Here is a 15574-nt window from a genome sequence, read left to right on the forward strand (position 1 = left end):
CGCGGTCAGAGCACCGACTTCGGCACGCGGTGCAGCGTCACCGCGCCGACCGCGTCGAACGGGTGCAGGGGATCGGGGTCACCCGATCCTGTCGGCCCGCCCAGGCGTGAGTGCCCGACCGCGCTCAGGACCGCGTACGCGTCGCCCTTCGACCAGCCGTGGTCGTCGACCAGGAAGGCGAAGGCGTCCTCGTACCCGCGCCGGATGCTCTCCTGCACCGGCGAGCCGAGCCCGACGAAGATCCATTCGTCGTCGGTCTCGATACGCGGGGCGCGGAGCGTCAGACCGGGAACGAGGTCGACCGAGACGACCGCGACCCCCTCCGCCTCGATGGCGACGAACGACGACTCGCCCTCCGCCATGATCGCGTGGATGTCGCCGATCGAGAGGTACGCCCCCTCGACCATCACCGGCAGGTAGACGGTGGAGCCGATCCGGTTCTCGGTGACATCCATGTTGCCGCCCTCGGCGTACGCCGGCATGATCGTCGAGTTCGTGCCCGCCGCGGGCGCCGTGCCCATGCAGCCGATCATCGGCAGCGCCGCGAACACGTGCCGGTCGGTGACGTGCACGCCGGCCTCGTCGATGGGCACCTGCCGCGTGAAGAGCTCGTCGCCCATCACGTGCTGGAGCGCGCCCGATCCGGGGAGACTCACGGACCAGCCGTAGTCCTTGAGCCGGATCTCGTGCACCGTGACCGCGAGCGCGTCGCCCGGCTTCGCGCCCTCGACGTAGACCGGGCCCGTGACCGGGTTGATCTGGGCCTGGAGCTTCGCCATGTCGTGGTGGTCGTGGAGCTCGGCGTAGACCGCGTCGCTGGTCTCGAAGCCGATGCGCTCGCCGGTGCCCGGCGTGATCCTGATCACGGGTTCGACGTCGGCGGTGAAGCCGGGGCGCCCGAGCGACTTGTCGAGGAAGTGGTCGAGGCCTGCGGAGAGGGAGGTGTCTGTCACGCTTCCGACCCTACGACCGTCTTGCGCCCCGTGAGCTTGTAGTACAGGAAGACGAGAGCCCCGATGCCGAGCCAGATGAGTCCGCCGATCTTCGCCTCGATCGCCGCGTTCAGCAGGACGTAGCCGATGATCAGGAAGCCGACGACGGGCACGACGAGGTGCAGCAGGTAGTTCCTCGACTTCTTCTTGACGATGTAGTGCACGATCACCGAGACGTGCAGCAGCATGAAGCCGAACAGGGCGCCGAAGTTCACCAGCGACGAGATGACGTCGATCTGGCCGACGAAGAAGAGAACCAGGATCGCCGAGAGGACCGACACCACGAGGATCGCCGACTGCGGCACCTTCCGCGAGTTGATCCTCGACAGGAAGTGCGGCAGCTGACGGTCGCGGCTCATCGAGTAGAGCAGGCGCGAGGTCGCCGCCTGGGCGGCCATGGCGTTCGCGATGCCGACGGCGAGCACGTTGACCACGAAGAACGCGGTGGCCCACCCGCTCGAGGAGGCGGCCTGCACCAGGTCGAAGAACGCGTTGCCGGCCTGCGAGTCGGGGAACGAGTCGCGTCCGGCCGCGAGGGCCGAGGCGAGCCAGGTCTGGAGCACGAAGCAGAACGCGACGATGAACAGGGCGATGATCATGGCCTTGCCGGCCCCGCCGCGCTTGCCCGTCGACTCCTCGGCCATCGTCGAGATGCCGTCGAAGCCGAGGAAGCTCAGGACCGCGATCGACAGCGCTCCGGCGATCAGCGGCCCGGTGACCTTGCTCGAGTCCCACACCGGAGCGGTGGTGAACTCGGCGCCCGGGATCGTGCCGTTGTTGAGCGCGACGACCGCGATGATCACGAAGATCACGATGAAGACGACCTCGATCGCGAGGAACACGCGGTTCATCAGCTTGAGCGACGTCACGCCGAGCAGGTTCACCACGGTGTTGATCGCCACGAAGATGAGCGCCCACATCCAGCGGGCCGTGCCCGGGAAGATGCCGATCATCGACTCCGCCGCGAAGACGTAGAGGAGAGTCGGCACGAGCAGATAGTCGAGCAGGATCGCCCAGCCCGCGAAGAAGCCCGCGATCGGGTGGATCCCGCGCCCGACGTAGGAGAAGACCGATCCTGCGAGGGGGATCGACTTCGCCATCTGCGCGTACGCGAGCGCCGTGAAGATCATCGCCACGAGACCGACGATGTAGACGAGCGGGACCATGCCCTTCGACGAGTTGTAGACGGTGCCGAAGATCGCCCACGGGGCGATCGGCACCATGAAGATGAGGCCGTAGACGAGCAGGTCGGCCGTCGAGACGGAGCGCTTCAGCTCCTGCTTATAGCCGAACTGCTCGAGCTGCTCCTGGTTGGAGAGCTCGGCGGAGTCGGGGGAGGAGGTGGTGGGGGGTTGGTGCCGGATCGTCACGGGGATGTCCTTCGGGGAGGAGGGATGACAGGAGGGGAGGGGAGGGGTGGCAGCGGCGACGGGTCGCGTCGGGTGCCTGCTGGGGAGGCGACGGGCGACGGGTCTCGTCAGACGTCGTCGTGAGCAGCGAGGAAGCGGGAGACGACCGAGCGGAACGTCTCGGGCTGCTCGAGGTGGGTGCAGTGGCTCGCGCCGGGGAAGACGTGGGAGGAGACGTCGGGGATGCGGTCGACGAACGGCTGCCAGGTGGCGGGCGTCGCCTCGTCGAACTCGCCGGCGACGACGAGCGTGGGGGCCTCGACGGCGTCGAGACGGTCGACGATGGTCCAGTCGCGCATGGTGCCGATGATGTGGAACTCGTTCGGGCCGTTCATCGTGTGGTAGATCGTCGGCTCGGCCTCCATCTGGGCCTCGCTGTCGACGAAGTCCTGCGGCATCGGCACGACCCGGCAGACGTGACGCTCGTAGAAGACGGCGGTCGCGGCCAGGTACTCGGGGTCGCTCGTGGTGCCGTCCGCCTCGTGGCGGTCGAGAGCATCCTGCGTCTCCGGAGACAGGGCGGCGCGGAGCTCGGCCGCCCCCTCGACCCAGAGCTGCATCGACGCGGGGGAGTTGCAGATCGCGAGCGACCGGAGCGACGCAGGCCGTCGGACGGCGATCTCGGCGCCGAGCATGCCGCCCCAGGACTGGCCGAGGACGTGGTGGTCGGCCAGGCCGAAGAACTCGAGCACGGTCTCGTACTCGCGGACGAAGAGCTCCGGCGTCCAGTAGTCGGGCGGCGCCTCGGGGCGGTGGGTGCTGCGGCCGCAGCCGAACTGGTCGTAGTGGACGACGGTGCGGCCGGTCTCGTCGGCGAGAGCGGCCAGGTTCTGGACGTAGTCGTGCGCCATCCCAGGACCGCCGTGCAGGACGACGAGGGGGAGCGCGCCAGGGGCTGAATCGGCGGGGTGCGTGACTCGCACCCAGGTCTCTCCGCCTTCGAAGGGGACCAGGTGCTCGGTGACTTTCGACATGGCGAGAGTGTGGACCACCCAAAGGTCTCGCGACAAGACCTTTCTTCGTGACTTAACGTGGGTGTAACACGACGAGAGGCAGGCGGATGTCGACCGAGACCCACGGCACGGCCGAGACGACCTCGTCGCGCCCCGTCTCCGGAGCCCTCGGACGGCCCGTGGCGACGAGCTCGCGGGTCGACGACCTCACTGACCGCCTGGTGACCGCGATCGCGATCGGGGAGTACCTCCCCGGCTCCCGGCTGCCCGCCGAGCGCGACCTCGCCGCCTCGCTCGGCGCCGGACGCATGACCGTCCGCGCCGCCCTCGCCCGACTCGTCGAGCGCGGCCTCCTCGAGACGCAGCGGGGCCGAGGCGGCGGGTCGTTCGTCACCGCCCAGTGGCCCGTCTCATCGGCCGACGCCGTCCAGCGGACCCTCACCGCCAGGTGGGAGGCGCTCCAGGAGACCTGCGACGCCATCAGCCGCCTCCACGGCACCCTCGCCCGCGCCGCCGCCGAGAACCGGACCGCCGACGACATCGACGCCCTGGGCGACCGCCTCGCCGCCTTCCGCGACGCCGAGTCGGGCCTCGCCAAGCAGGAGGCCGACTCGCTCCTGCACGTGTCGATCATCCAGGCCGCGCGGAACACGATCCTGCGCGACGTCCTGTTCGAGCTCGAGTCGCGCATCAGCATGACCGCTCCCGCGCACCTCTGGGGGGAGCCGACCGGCATGGCCGCGATGGAGCGGCGCGCCCTCGGCGAGCACGAGGCGCTCGTCGACGCGATCACCCGCGGCAGTGCCGACGAGGCCGCCGGCATCGCCCGCGAGCACGTGAAGATCGACTTCGAGCTGCTCGAGGCCGCGCTGACGCGCTCGCGGGACTGACGGTCTAGGCCCGGAAGGCCTTCGCCCCCGCCAGCAGCCGCTCGAACGCGGCATCCGCCGACTCGTCGATCGCGCGGCGCGACTCGTCGCCGTCGAACCACTCGACGATCTCGCGCGCGCCGACCGCCCACGGCGTCGTCGCGACCCAGCCGGGCACGAACGCCTTGACCTTGCTGTTGTCGAACACGACGGAGTGCGCCTTGTCGCCGAGGAGGCCGGGGCCCCACTCGGGCTCGACCACGGCGACGCTCTCGCTGGCGACATGCACGAGCTTCGGGTCGTCGACGCCGGCGGCACGGGCCAGGGTCGTGTAGATCTCGTTCCACGGCAGGGCCTCGTCGGAGGTGATGTGGAAGACGTCGCCGACGGCGGCGGGGAGACCCAGCAGACCGACGAACGCGCGGGCGAAGTCGGCGTGGTGGGTGAGGGTCCAGAGCGAGGTGCCGTCGCCGGGCACGACGACCTCGAGGCCTCGGCGGAAGCGGTCGACGGCGGTCCAGCCGCCCGTGATCGGGATCGACGTGCGGTCGTAGGTGTGCGACGGACGGATGATCGTCGCCGGGAAGCCGGTCTCGCGGTACGCGCCCACGAGGAGGTCCTCGCAGGCGATCTTGTCGCGCGAGTACTGCCAGAACGGGTTGCGGAGCGGCGACGACTCCCGGATCGGCAGGGCGCCGACGGGCTTCTGGTACGCCGACGCGGAGCTGATGAAGACGTACTGCCCGCAGCGTCCCGTGAAGGTGTCGATGTCGGCCTGCACCTGCTCGGGCGTGAACGCGACGAAGTCGACGACGACGTCGAACGAGCGGTCGCCGATGGCGGCGCGCACGGTCGCAGGATCGGACACGTCGCCGGTCAGCACCTCGACGCCCTCCGGGACGGGACGCGTGGCCGACGAGCCGCGGTTGAGGAGGGTGACGCGGTGCCCGCGCTCCACGGCGCGCACCGCGGCGGCCGAGCTGATGATTCCGGTACCGCCGATGAACAGGACAGTCAACGCTGACATGGATGCAGCTTCTTTCGTTCGAAGTGGATGCCTCCAGTGTGCTCGCGTCCGCGTCGGAGTGATTCACCGGTGCCCGCATCCGCCCGGTGCGAGAGGATGGAGGGGTGATCATCCTCTCGATCGGCGCCGTCGTGGTCGTCGGTCTCGTCCTGAGCCGGGTCGCGCGGGCCTCGCGGGGCACGAAGCAGCAGGCGCCCGCTCAGCCTCCCGCTCCGCAGGCCGCACCGTCGCGGCCCGAGCGCCCACAGGCAGAGCCGGAACAGGCAGAGACCGCGCAGGATCGGGCAGCTCCCTCGGCAGCCGTGGTCCCGGCGCCCGCCCCCGATACCGGTGCCTCCCTCGATCCTGCGGACCCGGCCTGGTCGGAGGCGCGGCGTCTCCGCAGGGCCCTGCTCGCGAGGCAGGTCCCCGAGACGATCGGCCTCTGGGAGGTCGTGCCCGAGGAGGGCGAGGTCTTCTTCTACGACGTGCCGGCGGTCTACGACCGCTACTACGGGCAGGATGCCACGTACCAGCGGGCGGGCGGGCTCCTCCTCGGCAGCCCCGCGTTCCTCCTCGCCGGCCTCGCGGTCACCGGCCTGGCCAACGCGCAGCGGCGCCGCGCCGCGGAGCAGCAGGCGGCGACGCAGTGGCGCGACCGCCAGCCGACCCGCGTCGTCGTCACCAATCACCGGCTCGTGTGCCTGCTCGGCGGCCAGTGGCTGAGCTACCACTACTCCGCGATGAACGCGGTCTATCCCGAGGTCGCCGCGCGCACCCTGGTCTGCGGGTTCGCGAGCATCCCGCCGCTGCGTCTGAGCGGCGCGGACGCTCCGATCCTGGCGGTCATGACGATCTTCGCGACACACGGGCTCCAGGGCCTCGCCGACCACCCGAGTCTGCGCGCGCTCGACTGAGAGGCCGTGCGGCGTCAGGCCCCCGCGATCCACGCAGCGGAGACGCTGCGCTCGACGACGCGGCGCCAGCCGTCCGGAGCGGCAGGATCGTGACTGGCCAGGGCAGCCAGCCAGAGCACGGTCAGGAGGTCGTCGGGGGTGAAGTCCCTCGAGAGCACTCCGGCGTCGTGGGCGTTCTCGACGAGTTCCGCCCCGAGCGCCATCGAGCGCTCGCAGGCGTTGATGAGGAGGACGGCCTCGGGGTAGCGCCGCAGCATCGCGTCGTTCATGGCCGGATCGCTGAGCTGCAGGTCGATCATCTCGGCGATGAACGTCTCTAGCTGTGCCCGGGGGGACTCCTGGGCCAGCGTCCGTTCCCGGAGCGTCCGGAGCTTCGCGCCGGCGATGTCCGGGACGACGGCGTCGATGAGCTCCTCCCGGGAGCCCACGCGGTTGTAGAGCGTCCCGATGCTGACGCCCGCCTCGCGCGCGATGTCCTCCAGCGGGGCTGACAGCCCCCGCCGCGAGAACACCGTCACAGCGGCCGCCCGGAGCTTGTCGAGGTTCGCCTGAGCGTCTCGACGCAGGCCGGGCGTGGTGCTCACAGCGACTCCAGTAGAAATTGAGGGCAGCCTCAACATATGCTGAGCGCACCTGAGGAATACCTCAACTTACCGCCCCAGAACGCACCAGGCCCCGCGGTAGGCCGCGGAAGGACGCATCATGCCCCTGATCACCATCATCGGAGCAGGCCCGGGCCTCGGCCTCGAGATCGCTCGCGCCTTCGGGCAGAAGGGCTTCGACGTCGCCCTCGTCGCCCGCGACCAGTCCAAGCTCGACGCCCTCGCCGAGGTCCTCGGCAGCGAGGGCATCCATGCGCGCGGCTTCACCGCGGACGTCAGCCGGCCCGAGACGATCAGGATCGCGCTCGGGTCGATCCGAGACGCGCTCGGCCCGATCGACGTCCTCGAGTTCTCACCGGCGGACCGCACCCTGGAGTCGGTCGACGCCCTGGACGTGACGATGGAGAACCTCCAGCCGCAGATCGACTTCTACCTGGGCGGTGCCCTCGGCGCCATCGGAGCCGTGCTGCCGGACATGATCGCGGCCGACGCCGGAACCGTCCTCGTGACCACGGGCGGCGGCTCGCTGTCCCAGACGCCGGTTCGCGGGAACGTGAACATCGCCGCGGCCGGTCTCCGGAACTGGACGCTCAACCTCAACGCCGCCCTGGCCGACACTGGGGTCTACGTCGCCTTCGTCGCGATCACCGCCCTCATCGGCGGCGGCCGACCGGATGCCGAGCCCGCTGTCATCGCGCAGTCGTACGTGAAGCTCTACGAGGAGCGGAAGGACGCCGAGCTGCACTACGTCGCCTACGACGCCTGACGCGGTCCCCGTCCGGGGCTTCAGGCTTCGGTCGGGGCCGCTGCGGCGGCGGCAGCCACGGCGAACATCCGGAGCGCGGCGACCTGCTGCGCGGTGCTGGGCGGGGATTCGGCCATCTGCCAGGTGGAGACGAGCGCCACCATGCCGCCGATCGTGAAGGTCCGGGCGTCGCCGGTGAGAGCGATCCCGGGCCGGGCGGGATCGCGGTCCGGCTCGCTCAGCCAGGTGGTGACCGCCGCCGCGAGGACCTCGGCGACGCGCTCGCCGCGCGGGATGGCCCGGAGCTTGTCGAAGAACTCGCGGTCCGCACGCCCGGCGGCGAGCAGCGGCTCGATCCCGCGCTCCCGGACGGCGTCCGTGAGCGCCTGGCCGAGATTCGCGGCACTCTCCTCGAGCGGCAGTCGCCCCTCGAGGAGTCGGCTGATCCAGACGTCCGTCGCGAGGTCGCCCACGTTGCCGTAGTGGTTGTGCAGCGCCTGCCGACTCAGGCCCGACCGCTGCGCGACGGCGCTCATCGAGATCGCCTCGCCCTTCGGCGACTCGGACACGAGGGCCGTCAGCGCCCGGATCAGGGCTGCGCGGGTCCGGGTGACTCGCGGATCCACCCGGGGTCCTGCGGGTGGCGCCGTGCTCATTCCCTGCGACATGGGTCCATCTTGCCAGAGCCGCGTCCTTGTTGTACAGTCGTCAACTACTAGACAAGTGTAAAGGACATGATGACGCACGTGACCGAATCGGCACCCCGACGGGAAGACCCTCCGCAGCACCCGGAGTTCGAGGCGGCGGTGGCAGGCGGGGCGCTGACGTCCGAGGGGCCGGGATCCCAGCACCGCTACCGGAACCTGATCCTGGGCGGTGTCGCGATCCTGCTGTTCGCCATGGCGATGCTCACGAGCTACTCGAGCGCCTTCGGGAACCCGACGCCCAACGGCGTGCACCTCGCCGTCACCGGCGATGCGGAGTCGATCGTGGCCCTGGAGCAGCAGGGGTCGCTCGACCTCACGGTCGTGTCGTCCGAGGCCAAGGCGCGAGCGGCGGTGCTCGACCGGGAGGTGGACGGCGCCGTCGTCCTCCCCGCTCCCGGGAAGGACGCCGCCGTCACCACGTACATCGCGAGCGGCGGAGGACGCGGGCTCGCTCAGGCGGTCTCCGGCATCGGCGACTCCATCGCCCAGCGGCTGAAGACCACGAGCACCGCGACCGACCTCGCACCTCTCCCGGAGAAGGACCCGGCAGGATCCATCGAGTTCTACGCCATCCTGTTCGCCGGACTCGGCGCGGCGCTCGGTGCCACGGTCTTCGGCAGGATCCTCGGAACCGTCGACACCTCGTCGAGGTTCGTCGAGCGCAGCATCGTCCTCGTCGTCTACGCCGGAGCGCTCGCCGGGTTGATCACCCTGTGGATCGACGCGGCCCTCGGTGCGGTGACCGTCGACCCGGGGGCCGTGTTCGCGGTCCTCTGGTTGACCGGAGTCGCCATCGGGGGAGCTGTCACCGGCGTGGCGGCGCTCGGAGGGACCATCGCCGCCCTCGTCACCACGCTCGCCCTGGTGATCCTCGGCAACACCTCGTCGGGCGGCCCGCTCGGCGTCCATCTCCTCAACGACTTCTTCCAGGCCCTGTACTACGTGTTCCCGCAGGGAGACGCCCTCGACCTCCTGCGCTCGGTGCAGTACTTCGACGGTGCGGCGATCGCGGCGCCGGTCATCCGGCTGGCGGTCTGGGCTGCGGCCGGCATCCTGCTCACCCTGATCGCGATGCTCCTCCGCAGCCGACGAGAGGCCGCCGCTCGAGCCCGGGGCGCAGGCGTTCTCCAACCCACCAGACAGCACTCGTGACAGACCAGGAGGTCAGAACCATGCCAGGCAGAATCGATGTCCACCAGCACCTTCTCCCGCCCCGCTACTTCGAGGCGCTGGCAGCGGCAGGGGATCGGGCGATGAGGACCAGCACCGGGGCCGGTGCGCAGGCGGTCGAAGGCGGGTCCGCGCAGTGGAACCCGTGGGACACCGGCGGCGGGACCGCGCCGCGCCAGGGGCCCCGGGCCATCGGGGGCTGGCTCATGCCGAAGTGGGACCCCCGAGGGGCGATCGCGATGATGGACGAGGCCGGCATCGAGACCGGGATCCTGTCGATCAGCGCTCCGGGCGTCCACTTCGGAGACGACGCCGCGGCCCGCGCCCTCGCCCGCGAGCTGAACGACTATCAGGCCGAGCTGGTCCGGGCGCACCCCGACCGGTTCGGGCACTTCGCCGTGCTGCCGCTCCCGGACTTCGACGGCGCCGTCGCCGAGGCCGTGCGGGCCCTCGACGAGCTCCACGCCGACGGGGTGCTCCTGCTGTCGAACGCGAACGGACGCTACCTCGGCGATCCTGCCTACGAGCCGCTGTGGACGGAGCTCGCCGCGCGCTCGGCCGTCGTCTTCGTGCATCCCACCGCGCCCCGCATGCCGCAGCTGCCCGGACTGCCCACTGCCCTGGTCGACTTCCCGTTCGACACCACGCGCACCGCCGTGGACCTCGTCGCCCACGGGGTGTTCGACCGGCATCCCGAGCTGCGCGTGATCCTCTCGCACGCCGGCGGCTTCCTGCCCTACGCCGCAGAACGATTCAGCGCCGCGGCGATGTTCAATCCCGGCACCACCCCGGAGAGCATCCAGGCCGGCCTCCGCAGGTTCTACTTCGACACCGCCCTGTCCGCCACACCGGCCTCGCTCCCGGCGCTCCTCGCGTTCGCGGAGCCGGGCCACGTCCTCTACGGCAGCGACTACCCCTACGCGGACCCGGAGTGGAGCGCCCGCTTCGACCAGTTCCTCGACACCTACGACGGCGCAGGATCCGAGAGGCTGGGCGAGGTGAACCGCTCCGCCGCCGAGAAGCTCTTCCCGCGCCTGGCGAGAGGCGGCTCCGGGGCCTGACCGGCTGCGCTCGCCCGGCGGCGTCGGATCAGAAGATCGCCTGCGGGTTGACCGGGACGCCGGTGAGGCCGTGCAGGCGGGGCGGTGCGACGCTGAGCAGGAAGGCGTGTCGACCCAGCTCCGCGCAGGTCTCGGCGAGCTCCTCCGTCGCGACACTGTCGATGAGGGGCATGCCGAGGCGTGCCAGACCCACCATGTGCATCGGCATGGGCATCGCAGGATCGCTCGGTGGGAAGGAGTCGCTGACGTCGCCGCCGTAGAGGGAGACGCCCCGGTCGTGCATCCACGACACCGCGTCGACGGTCATGCCCGGGGCCTGGGCCTCGGCATCCCAGCTGAACCCCCAGCCGCTCCGCACGACCACGGCGTCGCCGGGCAGGACCTCGACCCCGGAGCGCTCCGCTGCCGCGGCGAGGTCTGCTGAGGTGATCGGATGCGCGGACCGCAGACGGTCTCCGGGCGCCAGGTCGAGCAGGATGCCGCGTGTGACGATGCCCGCAGCGAACGCGGTCGTCGAGCCGTGCGGCACCCCTCCGGACGTGACCGCGTCCGTGAGCGAGCGTCCGGGGTAGACCGTGCCGTCGATGGGCATGTGGGCGACCGCGTCGATGTGCGTCAGTGCCGGGTGGTGCGGCGTCACCACGAGCACCTCCGACATTCCCATGGGCGGTGTGCCGGTGTAGAGCAGTGCCTGCTGCACCGGGGGCGACGGCGGGGACGGCGGGGCGAACGGCCCCCCGAGCATCGACGCCGGCTCCACGGGCAGCGCCAGCGACACGCTCCTGCCGACGCGGACCTCCTCGGCGGCGCGCGCCCTCGCGGCGTCGTCGATCAGGTTCAGGGTGCCGAGTTCGTCGTCGGCGCCCCATCGTCCTCGGTTGTCGGGATAGGAGGATGCGGTCATGGTGTCTTTCCTGTCGATTCGACGATGCGCGGGTGAATGGTGCACACTCCGGAGAGGACCTGCAGAAGCAGGTTCCTGCACCTTACCGTTAAAAGCAGGAACCTGCTTTTAGCGTCTGCCGAGGAGGAGACCACTGTGGACGACGACGGAACGACCGGTCTCGACTCGGTCCTCGGCTGGAACGCGGTGAAGGTCGCACGCATCATCGGCTCCCAGATCACCGCGGGCATGGCCGAGCTCGACATGAGCCTGGTGCAGTTCGGCGTGCTCTCCTGCCTGGCCGACGGCGCGCACCTGACATCGGCAGAGATCGCGCGGGCCGTCTTCGTCCGCCCCCAGACCATGTCCGACGTGCTCGACGGAATGGAGCGACGCGGCCTCATCCAGAGGGTGGGCGTCCGCGTCCGCGGCCGGAAGAACCCGGCAGCCATCACCCCGGCCGGCCAGGCTGCGCTGGACACTGCGCAGGCCGTGGCCCTGGCGACGAACGACCTCAGCGCCCTCGGACTGGACGCGTCGCAGAGCGCTCAGCTGAACGCGCTGCTGGTCACCGTGATCCGCGGTGCGGAAGCAGCCGGCCCGATCGACTGACAGGTCGCTACCCGGCGTCGGAGGCAGTGAACTCGATCTCTGGCGTCACGCCGTCGCCGAGGAGGAAGTAGCCCAGGAACACCACGGGCTCGTCCGTCGTGTCGAACTTCGAGACGACGACCCCGGCGGGCTCGTAGAAGACGTCGCCCGCTCTCAGGACCACTTCGGGCTGCATGCCTGTCTGGAAGACGACCGAGCCGCTCTCGATGGTGCCGAAGACCGGACCGTTGTGCGTATGAGCTCCTCCGCTGGTTCCGGCCGCGATGGTGATGCGGCGGACCTCGACGTGAGACACGCTGGTCTCCAGCCCGAGGTCCTGGTCCAGAAGCGTCGCTCGCGAGACGGGGGAGTCGGTCATCCCCGCAGCCTGCCACGATCCCTCGTGCCCCGTCGCGGAACAGCCGGCGCCCCGCCAGCGAGACCAGCGTGGGTCCCGCCTGGACCTGCCGGAGTCCTGAGACGCACCAGCTGCGGATCAGCTCCGGTGCGAGTCGACCTGGCCCTCGCGCTGCTGGTCGGAGTGCGTGTTCTCCGCCTCGCCGATGCCGCCGTGATCGGGGGCGACGTGCTCCAGGATCCTGCCCCACTCGGCCGCGATCGCGAGCCGACCGGCGTTCTCCACGCGGATCACGCGGGAGTCGGGGATGCGCTTGGCGAACCAGTGGCCGTCGCTGACTTCGGCGACCGGGTCGTCGGCGCCGTAGACGAGCTGGACCGACGCGGTGATCCTGCCGAGATCGTCCGCCCAGCCGTGGTCGCGGAGCGCGAGCAGGTCGGTGGCGATCCCGAGGTTGCCGTGGAGGGACGCCTCCTCGAGCATGCGCGCGATCCGGGTGCGGAGCCCTGCCTGCTCGATCTCGGTGCCGGAGGTCAGCGCAGGATCGTCGGTGGCGATGCCGAGCGCCGCGAGGTCGTCGACCGACAGGGCGTCGAGCGCCTGGACCGCGTCGTCGACGGTGCGGGCGCGGCCGATGTCCCAGAACTCGGCCGCGTAGGAGTCGGGGTCGACGGGCTTGCGGCGGCGCGGTGCGGAGGTCCCGACGACGGTGACCCGGTCGACCAGGTCAGGATGACGCGCGGCCAGCGACAGCGCGACGGACCCGCCGGTGCCCCAGCCGACCACGCCGACGGCGCCGAAGTCGACGCGCTGCGTCTCTTTCGCGGTGCTCTCCGAGCGGGTGATGTACTCGGCGAGATCGTCGGCGCGGGCCTCGACGGAGACGTCGTCCTGCTCGCCCAGCTCCGACGAGACGCCGTAGCCGGGGCGGTCGAGCTGCAGCAGGTGGACGCCCCAGGGCCCGGTCACCAGGGGGTCGGGGTCGAAGCCGCCTGCTCCGGGCGTGGGGTGGCAGAGCACCACCAGGCGACGGGCGACAGGATCGCCGAAGGCGGAGAGACCGAGGCGGCGCCCCGACTCGAGGATGAACTGGCGGTCGGCCATGGAGAGTCCCTTCGTCGCACTCCAGCCAACACTCCTCAGCGCTCGCGCGTCGGGGGTTGACACCGGATCGGCCGGGGACGGCGAAGGCCCCCGGGTTCGGCGCCCGCCCCGCCGGAGCGGAACGGTGCAGAACCCGGGGGCCTTCGAGGGGCTGTGCGACCTAGCGGCCGCGACCGCCGGCCTTGGGGGCGGAGCCGCGGACGAGGCTGCCGACCTTCAGCGACGACGGGCGACCGCCGGCGGAGGAGGCGCGGCGCGAGCCACCCTGACGACGCTCGCCCTGCTCGGCGGCGAAGGCCGCCTGGTCGTTGCGCACACCCGAGCGGTTGTTGTCGCGAGCCGGACGGTCGTCACGGACGGGACGGTCGTCGCGGACCGGAGCGGCCGAGCGGCCCGACTCGGTGGAGTAGAAGGTCTCGCTGCCGGAGCGGGGAGCGCCCTGGCGGCCGCCACGGCCGCGCCCTGCGGAGGCTCCGCCGCGACCGGCACCGGCGCCTGCACGCTGGCCGCGCCCGGCCGATCCTGCGCCCCTGCCCTCGCCGGCGGGAGCCGACGCGACGGGGGGACGGCCCGAGCGGTCCTTGCGGGCGATCGGCGAGCCGTCGGCGGTCTGACGAGCGGCGCGCTTGCGCTGGGCGTTGGCGCCCTGCGAGCGGCCGCCGCCCTGGTGCTGCTCGGCGCGCTCCGACTTCGGAGCGGGCTTCACGTACGCGGCGACCTCGCCGACGAGGGCGTTCACCTCGCGGGAGTCGGGCTTCACAGCCGTGACGGTGGCGGAGATGCCGGCCTTCTTCATCATCTGAGCGACGTCGCGACGCTGGCTCGGGATGACGAGGGTGACCACGTCGCCCTCGGCGCCGGCACGGGCGGTGCGGCCGGAGCGGTGCAGGTAGGCCTTGTGCTCGGTCGGCGGGTCGACGTGGATGACGAGCTCGATGTCGTCGACGTGCACGCCTCGGGCGGCGACGTCGGTGGCGACGAGGACGCGGGCCGTGCCGTCTTGGAAGGCGGCGAGGTTGCGGTCGCGCTGGGGCTGCGAGAGGTTGCCGTGCAGGTCGACCGACGGGATGCCCGACTCGGTCAGCTGCTTGGCGAGCTTCTTCGCGTGGTGCTTGGTGCGCATGAACAGGATGCGGCGGCCCTTGCCGGACGCCAGCTTCTCGATGAGCGCCTTCTTCGAGTCGACCGACTCGGTCTCGAAGACGTGGTGGGTCATCTTGGCGACGGGGGAGTTGGCCTCGTCGACCGAGTGCAGGACCTCGTTGTGCAGGAACTGGCGCACCAGCTTGTCGACCCCGTTGTCGAGGGTCGCGCTGAACAGCAGGCGCTGGCCGTTCTCCGGGGTGGACTTCAGGATGCGCGTGACGCCGGGCAGGAAGCCCAGGTCGGCCATGTGGTCGGCCTCGTCGAGCACGGTGATCTCGATCGCGTCGAGCTTCACGAAGCCCTGCTTCATGAGGTCTTCCAGGCGGCCGGGGCAGGCGACGATGATGTCGACGCCCTGCTTGAGGGCCTGGACCTGGCGGTTCTGCGAGACGCCGCCGAAGATCGTGGTGGTGTTCATGCCGTAGGCCGCGGCCATCGGCGCCAGGACGGCGTCGATCTGGGTGGCCAGCTCGCGGGTCGGGGCGAGCACGAGGCCGAGCGGACGGCCCGGGCGGCGCTTGCCGCCGGCGAGCTTGCCGCCGAGGCGGGCAGCCATCGGGATCGAGAACGCGAGGGTCTTGCCGGAGCCGGTCTTGCCGCGTCCGAGGACGTCGCGGCCGGCGAGGGTGTCGGGGAGGGTGTCGATCTGGATCGGGAACGCGGTGTCTTTGCCGTCGGCCGCGAGGGCCTTGACGATTGGTGCCGGGACGCCGAGCGAGGCGAAGGTGGTGCCCTCGGCCTGGGCGTCGGTGTCGTCGTTCAGGGGGGTGGTGAGAGTGTCAGTCACTGGTGCCTTCCGGGCATCGGTCCGAGTCGCAGGGCGCAGCCCCGTCGAAGTACGACGGGCGACGACGCACCGGACTCGAGATGTGGCGAAGGAGCAGTCGTGCTCGATCGTTTCGCCGCAGAGTGAGCTTCGCGACCCGGTCTGTCACACACGCGCTGATCCGTGACGAGCACAGTCAGGCGTGGAACCGGGGGATGTGAGGGGCGTACTACGACGCAGGGAGTCGATCTGGTCGACTCGCAAGTGGTTCAAGTCTACACGACGACCCCCGGGG

16 protein-coding genes are annotated in these 15574 nt (G+C 70.8%); 6 read left to right on the top strand and 10 right to left on the bottom strand.

Annotated elements, in window-relative coordinates:
• Positions 1-5 precede the first annotated feature (5 nt).
• The 3 genes from ABD733_RS09565 to ABD733_RS09575 all read right to left on the bottom strand — a co-directional run bounded on the left by ABD733_RS09565 (position 6) and on the right by ABD733_RS09575 (position 3375).
• Positions 6-953: an acetamidase/formamidase family protein gene (locus ABD733_RS09565; RefSeq protein ID WP_344795397.1), complete on the bottom strand. Its 948-nt coding sequence runs from the start codon at positions 951-953 to the stop codon at positions 6-8.
• Complete coding sequence (locus tag ABD733_RS09570) at positions 950-2362, bottom strand: APC family permease (protein WP_344795399.1); 1413 nt, start codon at positions 2360-2362, stop codon at positions 950-952. Before ABD733_RS09570 ends, ABD733_RS09565 begins: the two co-directional genes overlap by 4 nt.
• Positions 2363-2469: 107 nt before the next feature.
• Complete coding sequence (locus ABD733_RS09575) at positions 2470-3375, bottom strand: proline iminopeptidase-family hydrolase (RefSeq protein WP_344795401.1); 906 nt, start codon at positions 3373-3375, stop codon at positions 2470-2472.
• A gap of 86 nt (positions 3376-3461) precedes the next feature.
• On the opposite strand from ABD733_RS09575, the gene ABD733_RS09580 reads away from it, so the two are divergent.
• Positions 3462-4244 (top strand): FadR/GntR family transcriptional regulator, encoded by a 783-nt coding sequence (locus ABD733_RS09580; RefSeq protein WP_344795403.1) that lies wholly within the window; start codon positions 3462-3464, stop codon positions 4242-4244.
• Positions 4245-4248: 4 nt separating this feature from the next.
• On the opposite strand, the gene ABD733_RS09585 is transcribed toward ABD733_RS09580, so the two are convergent.
• Positions 4249-5250: an SDR family oxidoreductase gene (locus tag ABD733_RS09585; RefSeq protein ID WP_344795405.1), complete on the bottom strand. Its 1002-nt coding sequence runs from the start codon at positions 5248-5250 to the stop codon at positions 4249-4251.
• 104 nt (positions 5251-5354) lie between these two features.
• Here ABD733_RS09585 and ABD733_RS09590 point away from each other — a divergent pair, with 104 nt between their 5' ends.
• Positions 5355-6146 carry a hypothetical protein gene (locus ABD733_RS09590; protein ID WP_344795407.1) on the top strand — a complete coding sequence of 264 codons (792 nt, stop codon included), beginning with the start codon at positions 5355-5357 and terminating at the stop codon, positions 6144-6146.
• Positions 6147-6160: 14 nt separating this feature from the next.
• Here ABD733_RS09590 and ABD733_RS09595 read toward each other — a convergent pair whose 3' ends face one another.
• On the bottom strand, positions 6161-6730 hold the full coding sequence (locus ABD733_RS09595; protein WP_344795409.1) for a TetR/AcrR family transcriptional regulator: 570 nt from the start codon (positions 6728-6730) through the stop codon (positions 6161-6163).
• A gap of 118 nt (positions 6731-6848) precedes the next feature.
• Here ABD733_RS09595 and ABD733_RS09600 point away from each other — a divergent pair, with 118 nt between their 5' ends.
• Positions 6849-7514, top strand: coding sequence for an SDR family NAD(P)-dependent oxidoreductase (locus ABD733_RS09600; protein ID WP_344795411.1), 666 nt, complete (start codon positions 6849-6851; stop codon positions 7512-7514).
• A gap of 20 nt (positions 7515-7534) precedes the next feature.
• Here ABD733_RS09600 and ABD733_RS09605 read toward each other — a convergent pair whose 3' ends face one another.
• On the bottom strand, positions 7535-8119 hold the full coding sequence (locus tag ABD733_RS09605; RefSeq protein WP_344795413.1) for a TetR/AcrR family transcriptional regulator: 585 nt from the start codon (positions 8117-8119) through the stop codon (positions 7535-7537).
• 120 nt (positions 8120-8239) lie between these two features.
• Here ABD733_RS09605 and ABD733_RS09610 point away from each other — a divergent pair, with 120 nt between their 5' ends.
• On the top strand, positions 8240-9352 hold the full coding sequence (locus ABD733_RS09610) for an ABC transporter permease (protein ID WP_344795415.1): 1113 nt from the start codon (positions 8240-8242) through the stop codon (positions 9350-9352).
• 20 nt (positions 9353-9372) lie between these two features.
• Positions 9373-10431, top strand: a complete 1059-nt coding sequence (locus ABD733_RS09615) for an amidohydrolase family protein (protein WP_344795417.1) — start codon at positions 9373-9375, stop codon at positions 10429-10431.
• A 28-nt stretch (positions 10432-10459) separates the two neighbouring features.
• Here ABD733_RS09615 and ABD733_RS09620 read toward each other — a convergent pair whose 3' ends face one another.
• Complete coding sequence (locus ABD733_RS09620) at positions 10460-11335, bottom strand: cyclase family protein (RefSeq protein WP_344795419.1); 876 nt, start codon at positions 11333-11335, stop codon at positions 10460-10462.
• 135 nt (positions 11336-11470) lie between these two features.
• On the opposite strand from ABD733_RS09620, the gene ABD733_RS09625 reads away from it, so the two are divergent.
• Positions 11471-11926 (top strand): MarR family winged helix-turn-helix transcriptional regulator, encoded by a 456-nt coding sequence (locus tag ABD733_RS09625; RefSeq protein ID WP_344795421.1) that lies wholly within the window; start codon positions 11471-11473, stop codon positions 11924-11926.
• A 7-nt stretch (positions 11927-11933) separates the two neighbouring features.
• On the opposite strand, the gene ABD733_RS09630 is transcribed toward ABD733_RS09625, so the two are convergent.
• The 3 genes from ABD733_RS09630 to ABD733_RS09640 form a co-directional block, all read right to left on the bottom strand.
• A complete protein-coding gene (locus tag ABD733_RS09630) occupies positions 11934-12284 on the bottom strand; it encodes a cupin domain-containing protein (RefSeq protein WP_344795423.1) in 351 nt (116 codons plus the stop codon).
• 117 nt (positions 12285-12401) lie between these two features.
• Positions 12402-13367, bottom strand: a complete 966-nt coding sequence (locus ABD733_RS09635; RefSeq protein ID WP_344795425.1) for an alpha/beta hydrolase — start codon at positions 13365-13367, stop codon at positions 12402-12404.
• A gap of 160 nt (positions 13368-13527) precedes the next feature.
• A complete protein-coding gene (locus tag ABD733_RS09640; protein WP_344795427.1) occupies positions 13528-15300 on the bottom strand; it encodes a DEAD/DEAH box helicase in 1773 nt (590 codons plus the stop codon).
• Between the last annotated feature and the right edge of the window lie 274 nt (positions 15301-15574).

Source organism: Frondihabitans peucedani (assembly GCF_039537585.1).
Classification (GTDB): Bacteria; Actinomycetota; Actinomycetes; order Actinomycetales; family Microbacteriaceae; genus Frondihabitans; species Frondihabitans peucedani.